Annotated in this window: 10 protein-coding genes; 9 read left to right on the top strand and 1 reads right to left on the bottom strand. The window is 70.0% G+C overall.

Annotated features, from left to right (window positions below):
* Positions 1–274 precede the first annotated feature (274 nt).
* Positions 275–2,320: a M20/M25/M40 family metallo-hydrolase gene (locus D7W82_RS33295; protein WP_120622165.1), complete on the top strand. Its 2,046-nt coding sequence runs from the start codon at positions 275–277 to the stop codon at positions 2,318–2,320.
* Between the two features lie 68 nt (positions 2,321–2,388).
* Here D7W82_RS33295 and D7W82_RS33300 read toward each other — a convergent pair whose 3' ends face one another.
* A complete protein-coding gene (locus tag D7W82_RS33300) occupies positions 2,389–2,490 on the bottom strand; it encodes a hypothetical protein (protein ID WP_370451106.1) in 102 nt (33 codons plus the stop codon).
* A gap of 444 nt (positions 2,491–2,934) precedes the next feature.
* Between D7W82_RS33300 and D7W82_RS33305 the strand changes: the two genes are divergently transcribed.
* From D7W82_RS33305 to D7W82_RS33340, 8 genes are all read left to right on the top strand, one after another.
* Positions 2,935–5,166 carry an FUSC family protein gene (locus D7W82_RS33305; RefSeq protein WP_120622173.1) on the top strand — a complete coding sequence of 744 codons (2,232 nt, stop codon included), beginning with the start codon at positions 2,935–2,937 and terminating at the stop codon, positions 5,164–5,166.
* 51 nt (positions 5,167–5,217) lie between these two features.
* Positions 5,218–7,110, top strand: a complete 1,893-nt coding sequence (locus tag D7W82_RS33310; RefSeq protein WP_120622166.1) for an RICIN domain-containing protein — start codon at positions 5,218–5,220, stop codon at positions 7,108–7,110.
* A 259-nt stretch (positions 7,111–7,369) separates the two neighbouring features.
* Complete coding sequence (locus D7W82_RS33315) at positions 7,370–8,494, top strand: hybrid sensor histidine kinase/response regulator (RefSeq protein WP_120622167.1); 1,125 nt, start codon at positions 7,370–7,372, stop codon at positions 8,492–8,494.
* Between the two features lie 23 nt (positions 8,495–8,517).
* Complete coding sequence (locus tag D7W82_RS33320) at positions 8,518–10,143, top strand: ATPase domain-containing protein (protein WP_120622168.1); 1,626 nt, start codon at positions 8,518–8,520, stop codon at positions 10,141–10,143.
* The gene (locus tag D7W82_RS33325) at positions 10,140–10,496 is read left to right on the top strand and encodes a response regulator transcription factor (RefSeq protein WP_120622169.1); all 357 of its coding nucleotides are present in this window, start codon (positions 10,140–10,142) and stop codon (positions 10,494–10,496) included. The genes D7W82_RS33320 and D7W82_RS33325 overlap by 4 nt, the downstream gene beginning before the upstream one ends.
* A 120-nt stretch (positions 10,497–10,616) precedes the next feature.
* The gene (locus D7W82_RS33330) at positions 10,617–11,999 is read left to right on the top strand and encodes an MATE family efflux transporter (protein ID WP_120622170.1); all 1,383 of its coding nucleotides are present in this window, start codon (positions 10,617–10,619) and stop codon (positions 11,997–11,999) included.
* Between the two features lie 135 nt (positions 12,000–12,134).
* Positions 12,135–13,358, top strand: coding sequence for a glutathione-independent formaldehyde dehydrogenase (locus tag D7W82_RS33335; RefSeq protein ID WP_120622171.1), 1,224 nt, complete (start codon positions 12,135–12,137; stop codon positions 13,356–13,358).
* 91 nt (positions 13,359–13,449) lie between these two features.
* A complete protein-coding gene (locus D7W82_RS33340; RefSeq protein ID WP_158617772.1) occupies positions 13,450–13,803 on the top strand; it encodes a PleD family two-component system response regulator in 354 nt (117 codons plus the stop codon).
* The last annotated feature ends 218 nt before the right edge of the window (positions 13,804–14,021 follow it).

Here is a 14,021-nt window from a genome sequence, read left to right on the forward strand (position 1 = left end):
CCCCCTCGCGTTTCCCATTTTCCAATCATTCATCCGTGCCCCCCGCGTGAGCCCTCCCGCGGCGCGTCCGGGCATGGCCGGGGTGCGTCACCGTTGGCGGCGAAAGCTGTCTCATCCTGTTTCACGCTGCTCTCCGCCTTGACGGCAGTGTCTTGAATTCCACAGGATGCGCCTCCAACCCACGAGGTCTGGCCAACCGGCCCGGACTTGAGCGTGCGGTGTTCTTCGTCGTGCCTCCCGTCAGTGCGGCCCTCGCCTGGAATCGGAGCGGAACATGCGTTTGAAGAGAGTGGTCCCCGTCGTCGTGTCGCTGTGTTGCGCCACCGCTTCCGCCCAAGAGCCGCGTGACAAGGAGGTCTACATCAGCCTCGGTTCCGACGCGGCGGGCACGGTGCGCTCGTCGTTGCGCGGCGGGAGCGCGCCCACGCTGGTGCGCGAGGCGAACGGGGTGAGCGTGCTCAAGCTCACCGAGTCCCAGCTGAGCGACGTCTCCTCCATCATGCACGAGCGGTATCACCGCTGCGCGGGCTTCATGGCGCACGACACGCAGGAAGAGGCGCTCGCGGCGCTCACGCCCGCGCAGCCGACGCAGTCGCTGGTGAGCTACACGCTGGACAACGGGGCGGTGGTCAACGCGCTGTTCTCCGGCCTCCAGGAGGCCAGCATCCGGAGCACCATCACCCAGCTGTCCAGCTACACGAACCGCTACTACAACAACTCCACCGGCGGCACGCAGGCGGCCAGCTGGCTGCGGGGCACCTGGGAGGGCTACGCCAACGGGCGCAGCGACGTGACGGTGGAGCTGTACACGCACTCCAGCTGGACCCAGCCCTCCGTCATCGCCACCATCACCGGCGAAGTCTTCCCGAACGAGGTGGTGGTGATTGGCGGCCACCTGGACTCCATCCAGCAGTACGCGTCCAGCCCCTCCACCGCGCTCGCGCCGGGCGCGGATGACGACGCCTCCGGTGTCGCCACCCTGTCGGAGGTGTTCCGGGTGGCGATGGCGAAGGGCTACAAGCCGGCGCGCACGGTGAAGTTCATGGCGTACGCGGCGGAGGAGGTGGGCCTCCTGGGTTCAAAGGCCATCGCGCAGGCGCACAAGGCCGCGAACGCCAACGTGGTGGGCGTGCTCCAGCTGGACATGACCAACTATCGCGGCTCCACGGTGGAGGTGTCGCTCGTCACGGACAACACCAACGCGGCGCAGAACGCGTTCCTGGGCAGCCTCATCGACACGTACACGGGCTACTCGCGCGCCAACATCGCGTGCGGCTACGGGTGCTCGGACCACGCGGCGTGGCACGCCCAGGGCTACCCGGCGTCCATGCCTTTCGAGGCGCGGTATGACCTGGGCGAGGAGAACCCCAACATCCACAAGGCCTCTGACACGCTGGCCAACAGCACGGACGGCACCAACTGGGGCACCGCCAACCACGCGCTGAAGTTCGCGCGCATCGGCGCCGCGTATCTGGCGGAGCTGGGCAAGGGCGGCCTCCCGGGCATGCCCACGGACACCGAGGACCCGACGGTATCGCTCACCGCGCCGGCGAGCGGCGCGACGGTGAACGGCACCACGAACATCACCGCGACGGCCAACGACAACGTGGGCGTCAACAAGGTGGAGTTCTTCGTGGACGGCGCGGTGAAGGGCACGGTCTTCTCCTCGCCGTACAGCTTCGCGTGGGACAGCCGCACGGTGGCCAACGGCAGCCACACGGTGGCGGCGAAGGCGTATGACAGCGCGGGCAACTCCGCCACCACGACGGCGCGCACGGTGACGGTGGCCAACGTGTCCACGACCGGCACCTACGACGGCACGTACAAGACGCTGCGTTGCGGCGCGGCGGCGGCCACCTGCGACAGCGGCACGCTCTTCAACGGCCGCGGCACCCGGGGCCCGGAGCTGAACACGCCCAACACGCTGCGCGGCACGTGCAAGGACGCCAGCAGCGGCACCTACCGCAACGACGAGTCCATGGAGGCCCTCAAGGTGGCCACCGTGGACGGCTCCAACTTCGCCGCGGGCAAGCAGGTGAAGGTGGAGGCCACCGTCTGGGCCTACGCCACCCCTTCGTCGGATCGGCTGGACCTCTACTACACGGCCAACGCCACCGCGACGACGCCCACCTGGACGTTGATCACCTCCGTCACGCCGCCGGGCGCGGGCCTGCAGACCATCTCGGCCACGTACACGCTGCCGTCCGGCGCCAACCAGGCCGTGCGCGCGCAGATGCGCTACGGCACCGGCGCCCCGACCAGCGCGTGCATCTCCGGCGAGTACAACGACCGCGACGACCTGATGTTCACCGTCCAGTAAGCAGCGTCTTGCTGAAGTGAAGTGACAGGGAGGGGATCCGGGCCGCCTGCCCGGGTCCCCTTCGTCTTTCAGGCGGCCCTGAGCCCTTCGAGCGGCAGCTCCACCACGAAGGTGGAGCCCAGGCCCGGCTTGCTGTCCACGGTGATGCGGCCGCCGTGCGCCTCCACCACCTGCCGGGCAATCCAAAGCCCCAGGCCCAGGCCTCCGCGTAGAACTGGGTGAGCTCCGGCCCCCAGGTGAGGATCATGGGGTAGCGCGACCCGAGCAGCGTCTTCACGAGCACTTCCCCAAGTCGGCTCCTGGTGGCTTCCCACTGCAAAGCTGCCCATCCGTCTGGAGTGGGGCACCTCCGGGTCGCCAGGCTGGCCGCCTGCCGGCGAGCAGCGGGCGGGCTGTCCTCCGCCGGGTACCCGTCCACCTTGGAGGGGGTGATGCCATCCCCCAGGCCGAGCCCCGCGCCCTGCGCGAGAATCATCCGACCGAGGGCGCGGAGCGGGGCCGGCGGTCGCCCCACACCAACGCCCGCTCCGGTGTCCGGCGCGTGAGTGACGCCCCCACGGCAACGGGCCCGGATTCCGGTGGCCCGGCCAGGGGTGTTGCTCTATGGGGGAGGCGTGCTCCACCGTCAGCTCCTGGACCATGCGAAGGCCGTGGCCCGCTTCGCGCCCGTACGGCCCGCGGTGAAGGCGGGCCTGCGCGCCGCGCTCGCGTTCTTCGTCCCCACCGTGGTGGGCAGCGCGCTGAACCTGCCGGGTGCCTTGTGGCTCGCGGTGGGCGGCTTCAACACGTCGTTCGTGGACAAGGGCGGCTCCTACCACGCCCGCTTCCGCGCCATGGGCGGCACCGCGCTGGCGGCGGCGGTGTCCGCGGTGCTGGGCGGCCTGGCGGGAATGCACCCGGGCCTGGCCATTCCCGCCACCGTGCTGTGGGTGACGGCGTGGAGCTTCGCGGGCGTGTACGGCGCCGCGGCGAACCTCACCGGCAACATCGCCGCCACCACCTTCGTCATCGCGCTGGGGCTGCCCGCGACCGGTGTCGTGAACGCGCTGGAGTCCGGCGCGGCGGTGCTGGGCGGCTCCGCGTGGGCCATGATGCTGTCGCTGGTGCTCTGGCCCATCCGTCCCTACCGGCCCGCGCGCAAGGCGGTGGCGGCGTGCTTCGACGCGGTGGCGGACTACGCGGAAGGGCTGTCGCGCACGGTCCAGGGCGCGCGCGAGGACGCCTGGCAGGCGCTCATCCAGGAGCAGCACGGGCGGATCCGCGAGACGCTGGAGCTGGCGCGCACCACGCTCGCGGCCACGCGCCAGGGCCGGGTGGAGCGCGGCCGGGGTGAGCGGCTGCTGGTGCTGCTGGAGTCCGCGGACGCGATGTTCATGGGGCTCATCGCCCTGGGCGAGCAGTTGGAGAGCCTGGGCCCGCCGGTGAGCGGCCCCGTGGGCGACCCGCGCGCGGCGGTGGCCGTGGCGCTGCTGGACTGCGCCAACACGGCCAGGGACCTGGTGCGGCTGGTGGAGCAGGAGGGCCGCAGCCGCAGGCCCCAGCCGGAGTGGGACGGACGCGCGCTGAAGGACGCGGTCGGAGACCTGGACGCGCGCGGGCTCGTCACGCGGCTGGAGCGGGCGCGGCTGACGGACATCGCCAGGCTGCTCACCGGGATGCGCGAGCGCGCGGACGTGGCGCTGGACACCGCGTGCCGGCTGCCCGGCCCCCTCACCGAGGCCCCTCCCCCCGCACGCGCGCTGGCCGAGGAGTCGCACGCGTCCCTGATGGACCCCGTGCGCGCGCACCTCACGCTGGACTCGGAGGTGCTGCGGCACGCGCTGCGCGTGGGCCTCACCACCACGGCGGCGGTCTACATCGCCAGCGTGTTCCGTCCGAACCACGGCTACTGGGTGACCCTCACCGTGCTCACCATCATGCAGCCGTACACCGGGCCCACCTTCCTCAAGGCGCTCCAGCGCGTGCTGGGGACGGTGGTGGGCGGCCTGCTGGCCATCGCGGTCGCGTCCTGGCTCCAGGACCCGCACGCGATGATGGGCCTCTTGTTCTGCACCGCGGCCCTGTGCGTGAGCCTCATCCCGCTCAACTACGGGCTGTTCACCATCTTCGCCACGCTCACCTTCGTGCTGCTGGCGGAGCTGGGCAGCGGGGACTGGACGCTGGCCCCGGTGCGCATCGTCAATACCCTCATCGGCGGCGCGCTGGCGCTCGCGGGCACCTTCTTCCTGTGGCAGCGCTCGGAGGAGCAGCGCTTCCCGGCGCAGCTGGCGGACGCGCTGCGCGCGGACCGCGAGTTCTTCGACGTGCTCTCCCGTGCGTGGAAGCAGGGCGGGACACCCGATGCGACGGCGCTAGCGGAGGCGCGCCGCAAGCTGGGGCTGGCCACCATCAACGCGGAGACGTCCTTCCAGCGCCTGCTCAACGAGCCGCGCTGGCGCACGGAGACGGTGGAGCCGCTGATGACGCTGCTCGCCTTCACCCGCCGGTTCGCCGCCGTCTGCACCCTGCTCGCCTCACGGACCTCCGTGCCCTCCACCCCGGCGGTGCAGGAAGCCCTGTCGCGCTTCGCGCGCGCCATGGACGCGAGCATGGAGGACCTGGCGGACGCGGTTCACCACGGCCGCCCGCCCAGGCCGCTGCCCGCCTTCGACGCGCTCATCGGCTGGAACGTCCCCACCCCGGACGCGGCCGGCGCGGCGATGGGCGCCGAGGCGCCCCTGCTCCAGTCCCAGTTGGAGCGGCTGGTGCGACAGCTCACCGTGCTCCACACCGCCGCCACCCGCCGCCTGGAGCCCCTTCCCTCGGCTCCACCCCAGGCCCAGGCATCCACGATTAACGGGTCCTAGCTGAACAACTTGAATAGGCTGCGGGCTCCTCCCTGGTGTCTGGAGTCCCCCATGTCCTCCTGGCTGTCCCGAGTCCCCCTGCAGGGCCTGCTGCTGGCCGCCTCCACCCTCCTGCCCCCCGTCGCGAGCGCGGCGAACGAGACCGTGCAGGTGTGGCTGACGACGACGTCCGGCAGCGCGCTGTCGAAGAAGCTCAACGCGGAGGCGAACAAGGCGTTCGGCCCGGAGACGGGCAGCGCCACGGCCATCGACGTGAACGAAGGCGTGACGTACCAGACGCTCGACGGGTTCGGCGGCGCGCTCACGGACTCGTCCGCGTGGCTCATCTTCAACTCGCCGCGGCGCACGGCCATCATGAACGACCTGTTCAGCGTGAGCGCGGGCGCGGGCCAGAGCGCCATCCGCCTGCCCATGGGCGCGTCCGACTTCTCACGCGACAACTACACCTACGACGACACCTGCTGCGACCTGAGCGACTTCTCCGTGGGTCACGACACGGCGTACATCCTGCCGCTCTTGAAGCAGGCGCGCGCCATCAACCCGGAGGTGAAGGTGTTCGCGGTGCCGTGGAGCGCGCCCGCGTGGATGAAGTTCAACAACTCGCTCACCGGCGGCGGCTACCTGCGCAATGACCTGTACGGCACCTACGCGAACTACTTCGTGCGCTTCGTGCAGGCCTACCAGGCGAACGGCGTGCCCATCCACGCGCTGAGCCTCCAGAACGAGCCGCACAACGCCAACGGCGGCTACGCGACGATGCAGATGGAGTCCAACGACCAATCCGTCTTCGCCGCCCAGCACCTGCGCCCCGCGCTCAACGCCGCGGGCTTCAACGGCGTGAAGGTGCTGGCGTGGGACCACAACTGGCACGACGGCTCGGGCCCCGCGGGCTACCCGCATGAGGTGATGGCCTACAACGGCGGTCAGGCGCAGAGCGCCGTCGCGGGCGTGGCGTACCACTGCTACGAGAGCCCCGAGGGCAGCTACAGCGTCCAGTCCGCCTTCCACGACGCCTACCCCGCCAAGGAGGTGCACTTCACGGAGTGCACCGGCGGCTTCTGGGCCACCAACGCCGCGGCGAACCTGGAGTGGGCGCTGCAGAACAACCTCTTCGGGCCGCTGCGCCACTGGTCGCGCACGTCCTTCTACTGGAACCTGGCGCTGGACCCGAACCACGGGCCGCGCGTGGGCGGCTGCGCGGACTGCCGGGGCATGTTCACCGTGGACAACGCCGCGGGCACGTACACGCGCAACGAGGAGTACTACGCGTGGGCGCACCTGGCGAAGGTGGTGCGGCCGGGCGCGGTGCGCGTGGGCGCCACGTCGCTGGGCAACAACAACATCGAGACGCTCGCCTTCCGCAACCCGGACGGCTCGCGCGCGCTCATCGCGCTGAACTCGAATGACGGCGCCACGCTGTCCTTCAAGGTCCGCTGGAACGGCCAGGCCTTCGAGTACACGCTGCCGCCGCGCTCGGTGGCGTCCTTCCAGTGGGGCGGGACGTCCAGCCCGCCGGGGCCGTGGTACCGGCTGGTCAACAAGGCCACCGGCAAGTGCGTGGACATCGTGGGCCCGTCCGCGGCGGACGGCACCGGGCTGCACCAGTGGGCGTGCCACACGGGGACAAGCCAGCAGTGGTCCCTGGTGGCCACGGACAGCGGCTATTCCCGGCTGGTGTCGCGCTACAGCGGCAAGGCGGTGGACGTGGCGGACGCAAGCCAGGCGGACGGCGCGCGCGTGCAGCAGTGGTCCTGGGCGGGCGGCGCGAACCAGCAGTTCAAGCCGGTGGCCACCACTGGCGGCTACACCCGCTTCGAGGCCCGCCACAGCGGCAAGGTGCTGGACGTGAGCAACTGCTGGGCGAGCGGCGACGGGGCCACCGTCCAGCAGTGGGTCTGGTCCAACAACGACTGCCAGCAGTTCCGCCTGGAAGCCATGCCCTGATCAGGGCACCGTCCACGAACAGCTCACCCGCCGTGCCCTTCATGCCCCCGTGCCCATCCGGGCCGGAAATCCGGCCCCGCGACGTGTCCGGCATCCTGCGCTTGTCCGCCCGCCTGCGGAAAGGCTGACGGCTCCAGCGCCGGATCCGTCCTGGGGGCAACACCCGGCCGGCCGCCCGGCGCACTCCCGCCGATCTTTTTCGATGCGGGTGGTTCCATTCGCCGCTCGCGCCCCCACTGTTTCCGCTGCACCCACCGCCGTGAATTCCTCCGACGCCAAGATCGCCCACGCAGGCCGCACCGCCGTCACGGTCCTCAACGTCAACGACGACCCGGCGACGCTGTACCTGCTCAGCCTCACGCTGAAGCAGGGCGGCTACCAGGTGCTCGAGGCCACGGGTGGACGCGAGGCGCTCCGGCTCGCCCAGGGCCAGCCCGACCTGGTGCTGCTGGACGTGCACATGCCGGACATCGACGGCTACGAGGTCTGCCGCCGCCTGCGCGCGGACGAGGCCACGCACGACCTGCTCATCGCCCACCTGTCGTCCGTGTCCGTCCAGCGCGAGGACCGCGTGCGGGGCCTGGCCCAGGGCGCGGACGCGTACTGGACGCGGCCCCTGGCGGAGGACGAGCTGCTCGCGAACATCGAGGCGCTCCTGCGCCTGCAGACCCGCGCCCGCGACGCCGTGCGCGCGCGCGACCGGTTCCTCAGCATCGCCGCGCACGAGCTGAAGACGCCCCTCACCGTGCTGCGCCTCAACCTGGAGCGCGCGGTGGAGATGGTGGTCCACGACGCGGACGAGGACAGCGCCATGGGCAAGCGCCTCACGCCCGCGGTGCGCCACCTCACGCGGCTGCAGAACCTGGTGGACAACCTGCTGGACGTGTCCCGCCTGTCCACCCAGGGCGTGGCGCTCTTGGTGGACACGGTGGACCTCTCCCAGGTGGTGCGCGAGCAGGTGGAGCGCTTCCAGGCCCCGGCCCGCAGCGCGAACGTGGCCCTGACGGCGGAGCTGCCGGACGCGCCCGTCCTCCTCTTCGGAGACCCGCGCCTGCTGGAGCAGGCCGTGGGCCACCTGCTGTCCAACGCCATCAAGTTCGGCGAGGACCGGCCCGCCAGGGCGCGCCTGTCCACGCACGAGGGCCACGCGGTGCTCGCCGTGGAGGACCAGGGCGTGGGCATCGCGCCGGAGGAGCACTCGCGCATCTTCCGCCGCTTCGAGCGCGTGGCCTCCGGAGGCCGCTTCGACGGGCTGGGCCTGGGGCTCTACCTGGCCCAGGAGATCGCCGCCGCGCACGACGGCACGTTGAGCGTGAGGAGCGCCCTGGGCCAGGGCGCGTGTTTCGAGTTGAGGCTGCCCCTGCATCGCACCCAGCGGTACTGACGCTTCCATAGGGAGAACGATTCGTGTCGAACACCGAAGACGCTGACGGCGGCACGCCGTCCAGCGAAGGCAAGAGCCCGGCGAAGCGCCTCGTCACCAATGTCCCCCGGTTGGACTTCATCACCAAGGGCGGCCTCATCCAGGGCTCGTCCTACGCCATCATCGGCCCACCGGGTTCCGGCAAGACGGTGCTGGCCAACCAGATTGCCTTCCAGCACGTGAAGAACGGCGGCAAGGCGCTCTACGTGACGCTGCTGTCGGAGTCGCACGGGCGCATGCTGGAGAACCTGTCGCAGATGACGTTCTTCGACGCCGGCGTCATCCCGGACCGGCTCCAGTACCTCAGCGGCTACCGCGACCTGGAGCGCGACGGGCTCAAGGGCCTGCTGGAGCTCTTGCGCAAGAACGCCCAGGTCCACGGCACCACGCTGCTCATCATCGACGGCATGGACGCGGCGAAGGAGTTCGCCCGCTCGGACCTGTCCTTCAAGCGCTTCCTCCAGGACCTGCAGACCTTCTGCAGCATCCTGGGCTGCACCACGCTGCTGCTCGCCCCGCACCATGAGGGGGAGGTCCACCCGGAGAACACCGCGGTGGACGGCATCTTCCAACTGTCGCTGTGGCTGCACGGCCCGCGCGCGGTGCGCGAGCTCATCGCCATCAAGTTCCGCGGCGGGCCGTCCCTGCTGGGCCGCCACGAGGTGGAGATCAGCAACCAGGGCATCGTCATCCACCCGCGCACGGAGGTGCAGTTCGCGCACCCCGCCGCGGAGGGGAGAGAAGACCGCATCCGCATGCCCTTCGGCATCCCCCGCCTGGACGAGGCGCTCCGGGGCGGCGTGCTGTCCGGCTCCACCACGCTGCTGTTGGGCGCGCCCGGCACGGGCAAGACGCTCCTGGGGCTGCACTTCCTCCTCGAAGGCGCGCGCGCGGGCCAGCCGGGCGTCTACTTCGGCTTCTTCGAGACGCCCCCCCGCCTGATTGAAAAGGCGGAGGGCACCGGCATGGGGGACCTCAAGAAGTACGTGGACGAGGGCCTCATCGAAATCCAGTGGCAGCCGCCGCTGGAGCACAACATGGACTCGCTGGCGGAGCGGCTGCTGGAGCGCATCGAGGAGCGCAAGGTGGACCGCCTGCGCCTCTTCATCGACGGCGTGTCCGGCTTCCGCTCCGCGGCGGTGTACCCGGACAGAATGGGGCGCTTCTTCTCCGCGCTCACGCACCAGCTGCGGATGATGGACGTCACCACGCTGTACTCGGATGAGACGCCCCTGTTCAGCCCCGGCGTGGACATGCCCCAGCCGGAGGCCGCGTCCACCGTGGAGAACGTCATCCTGGTGCGCTACGTGGAGCTGCGCTCGCAGCTCTACCGGCTGCTCTCCATCATGAAGATGCGCGAGAGCGCCTATGACAGCGGCATCCGCGAGTTCTCCATCAGCGAACAGGGCATCCAGGTCGCGGGCACCTTCGAGAGCGCGGAGAGCATCCTCACCGGCCACGCGCGCCTGTCCGGCGGCGAGAGCTCCCGCACCGACCGCGTGAAGTCCCCCCTGGGCGCGAAGAAGAAGCAGGGCCGCAAGGCGCCAGCGAAGAAGAAGCCGGGCTCGAAGAAGGCTCCGGCGGGCACGTCCCGGCGGAGGCGCTCATGAAGACCGTGCTCGTCGTGGACGATGAGCTGGACATCGCGGAAGCCATCCAGGCCATCCTGGAAGAGGAGCAGCTGCGCGTCGTCGTCTGCGGCAACGGCCGCGAGGCGATGGCCAAACTCAAGGAGGAGAAGCCCGACCTGGCCATCATCGACGTGATGATGCCGGTGATGAACGGCTACGAGACCATCGACGCCATCCGCAAGGACGGCACCCACCGCTTCCCCATCCTCGTCATGAGCGCCATCCAGCCGCCCAAGGCCAAGATGGAGGAACAGCAGTGGGCCGGCTTCCTCAAGAAGCCCTTCGCCCTGCGAGACCTGGTGGACACCGTGGAGCGGCTGACGTCGTCGTAGGTTCCGCTCTCACTTTTTCAGCGCAAAGCATCCGCGGCGGGCAGGCAACCGGCGCGGGTGCTTCCGATTGAAATCGAAATACCGCGCGCGCACAGTGGGTCCACCTGACGCGACGCAGCCATGCCCACTGAAGTCGAGCCGACACCCTCCCGAGAGCCGGGCCTGTTCCGCCTCACCTGGCCCATCTTCTTCGAAATCTTCCTCTTCATGCTGATGGGCACGGCGGACACGCTGATGCTCAGCGGTGTGTCGGACGCAGCCGTCTCCGCGGTGGGCGTCGTCAATCAGTACGTCTTCATCTGCATCCTGGTGATGGAGGTGGTGAGCCACGGCGCGTCCATCGTCGTGTCGCAATATCTCGGCGCGAAGCGCGGCACGGAGGCGGCGCGCATCGCGGCGCAGGCCATCACGATGAACTTCCTCCTGGGGCTCGCGGTGAGCGGCGGCCTGCTGGTGTCCGCGGACTTCATCCTGGGGCGGATGAACCTGGAGCCCCAGACGCTGGCGTACGCGAGCACCTACTGGCACATCGCGGGCGGCTTCCTCTTCCTCCAGGCGCTCATCAACGTCTTCTCCAGCCTCATCCGCACGTACGGCTTCACGCGGCAGTCCATGTACGTGGCACTGGGAATGAACGTGGTGCACGTGGTGGGCAACTGGGTGCTCATCTTCGGCCACTTCGGCGTGCCGGCGCACGGCGTGGCGGGCGCGGCCATGTCCACCGTCTTTAGCCGCGCGATGGCGGTGGGCGTCTTCGCGTGGATGCTCTGGCGGGTGATGGACGTGAAGATGCGGCCCACGCACTTCGTGGCGCTGACGCGTGAGTACGTGCGGAAGATTCTCCGCGTGGGCGTGCCGTCCGCGGTGGAGCAGCTGACGTACCACGCGTGCCAGACGGTGTTCCTGTACTACGTGACGTACCTGGGCCCGGCGGCGCTGGCGTCGCGGCAGTACGCCAACGCCATGTCCCAGTACGTGTTCCTGTGCAGCCTGGCCATCGGCATGGGCACGTCCATCATCGTGGGACGGCTCGTGGGAGCGAAGCGCTCGCAGGACGCGTACGCGCGCGTGCTCAAGAGCCTCAAGTGGAGCATCGGCATCACGGTGGCGGTGGACCTGACGGCCATCCTCTTCCGCGAGCCGCTCATCCGCCTCTTCACGCACGACGGCGACATCCTGCGGCTGACGTCACAGGTGTTGGTGCTGAGCCTGCTGCTGGAGACGGGCCGCTCGTTCAACCTGGTGCTGGTGAACGCGCTGCGCGCCGCGGGCGACGCCACCTTCCCGGTCATCATGGCGATGATCTCCATGGTCTGCATGAGCCTGCCCCTGGGCTACTACCTGGTGTTCCACCTGCACCTGGGTCTCTCGGGCGTGTGGCTCGCGGTGGCCGCGGACGAGTGGACGCGCGGCCTGGCCATGTGGATGCGCTGGCGAAGCCGCGCGTGGGAGCGCCAGTCGCTGGTGTCCCCGGCGGAGGCGCCGGTGGTGATGGCGCACTGAAGAGGGCTTGAAAGCGCGCCCGCCCTGCACGCCTGCACGGGGCGGCCGGGCGCGCTCCAGCCCCGGCCCCTTCCGCTGGACGCGCCGCATCCCACTTTTGGTGAGCCGCGTTCCAGGCCAAACCAGGAGGTGCCCATGCTCGCCGTCGTCTACAAAGAGAACAACCAGGTGAAGGTGGAGGAGGTGGAGGATCCGAAGCTGGAGTCCCCCACCGACTGCGTCATCCGCGTCACCTCCGCCGGCATCTGTGGAAGCGATCTGCACATGTACGAGGGCCGCACCGCGTCCAAGGCCGGACAGGTGTTCGGCCACGAGAACATGGGCGTCGTGGAGCAGGTGGGCCCCGGCGTCAGGAGCATCAAGAAGGGCGACCGCGTGGTGCTGCCCTTCAACATCGCCTGCGGCACCTGCTTCGACTGCGTGCGAGGCCGCACCGAGGCGTGCCTCGTCGCCAACCCGGACGCGCCGCACGCGGGCTACGGCTACGCGGGCATGGGTCCGTACCGCGGTGGACAGGCGGAGCTGCTCCGGGTGCCCTGGGCGGACTACAACTGCCTGAAGATCCCCGGGCAGCCAGGCGACGACCTGGAGGACGACTTCCTCCTCTTGTCGGACGTGTTCCCGACCGCGTACCACGGCACCGAGCTTGCGAACGTGCGGCCGGGCGCCACCGTGGCCGTCTTCGGCGCGGGGCCCGTGGGCCTGCTCGCCGGCTACTGCGCGCTCCTGCGCGGCGCCTCGGAGGTCTACGTGGTGGACAGCGTCCCGGAGCGCCTGGCCAAGGTGAAGGAGATGGGCGCCATCCCCATCGACTTCACGAAGGGGGACCCGGTGAAGCAGATATTGGACCTGCGCCGCGGCAACCCGCTCATCATGGGCGCGCTGCGCCCGGGTGAGGAGAAGGCCATGGGCGTGATGTGCGGTATCGACGCCGTGGGCTACCAGTCGCGCGACATCCGGGGCGCGGACGCGCACGGCGGCCGGGAGAAGCCCACCCAGGTGCTGGAGCAGCTGGTGGAGCTGGTGAACCCCACGGGCTCCATTGGCGTCGTGGGCGTCTACATGGCCCCGGACCCCGGCGCGCCGGACGAGAACGCGAAGCAGGGCATCTACCCGCTGCCCTGGGCCAAGGTGTTCGACAAGGGCATCACCGTGGGCACCGGCCAGACGCCGGTGAAGCGCTACAACCACTTCCTGCGGGATCTCATCATCGCGGGCCGGGCCAGGCCGAGCATGATCGTCAGCCACCGCCTGCCGCTGCAGGACGCGCCGGACGCGTACAGGAAGTTCGACGCACGCAAGGACGGTTACACCAAGGTCATCCTCAAGCCCCAGCTGAGCCCCAAGGCCCGCGCCTAGGGCCCCCTGTCCGCGGGTCCCAGGGTGTGCACACCCTGGGGCCCCGGCGGTATAAGGTCCGACGGTGGACGCACTGGACAAACCCTCGACCGTGCTGGTGGTCGAAAGCTACGACGACCTGCGCGAGGCCCTGGCGGCCCTCCTGGTGTTGGAGGGCTACACGGTGCTGTCCGTGCCCACGGCCACGCAGGCCCTGGACGTGCTGTCCCGGATCCCCGACATCCCCTCGCTGGTGCTGCTCAGCCTGATGCTGCGCAACCCGGAGGACCAGCGCCTCCTCACCCGGCTGCGGAACCTGGGCCTGACGTCGAGGCTGCCGGTGCTGGCGCTCACCGCGGACCCGGACCTCCAGGCGGCCCCGCCCGGGACGGTGGGCCTCCTGGGCAAGCCGGTGCGCACGGAGGTGCTCCTGGCCGCCGTGGACCGCTACCGGACCCGGCACTGAAGGCCGACGTCAGGCGCTGATGTAGGCACGAAAACACGGCAACTCCGGGCGGCAAGGGTCGATAATCCATCAACGTCCACCGTCTCGGTGGTTCGAGGGGGAAGACCCAACATGTCCAGAATTGGTGAGTCGATTGGCGGCGCCATCGCGGCGCGAGTGCAGCAGGCGCTGACCCCGCAGGTCCGCCCTACCCCGCCGCCCCCGGCCCCGCCGGTCGC

Source organism: Corallococcus sp. CA049B (assembly GCF_003611685.1).
Taxonomy (GTDB): domain Bacteria; phylum Myxococcota; class Myxococcia; order Myxococcales; family Myxococcaceae; genus Corallococcus; species Corallococcus coralloides.

Excerpts from the sequence above, each read along its gene's own strand:
- D7W82_RS33295 (WP_120622165.1), top strand. The coding sequence starts at position 275 with ATGCGTTTGAAGAGAGTGGTCCCCGTCGTCGTGTCGCTGTGTTGCGCC.
- D7W82_RS33325 (WP_120622169.1), top strand. The coding sequence starts at position 10,140 with ATGAAGACCGTGCTCGTCGTGGACGATGAGCTGGACATCGCGGAAGCC.
- D7W82_RS33310 (WP_120622166.1), top strand. The coding sequence starts at position 5,218 with ATGTCCTCCTGGCTGTCCCGAGTCCCCCTGCAGGGCCTGCTGCTGGCC.
- D7W82_RS33330 (WP_120622170.1), top strand. The coding sequence starts at position 10,617 with ATGCCCACTGAAGTCGAGCCGACACCCTCCCGAGAGCCGGGCCTGTTC.
- D7W82_RS33335 (WP_120622171.1), top strand. The coding sequence starts at position 12,135 with ATGCTCGCCGTCGTCTACAAAGAGAACAACCAGGTGAAGGTGGAGGAG.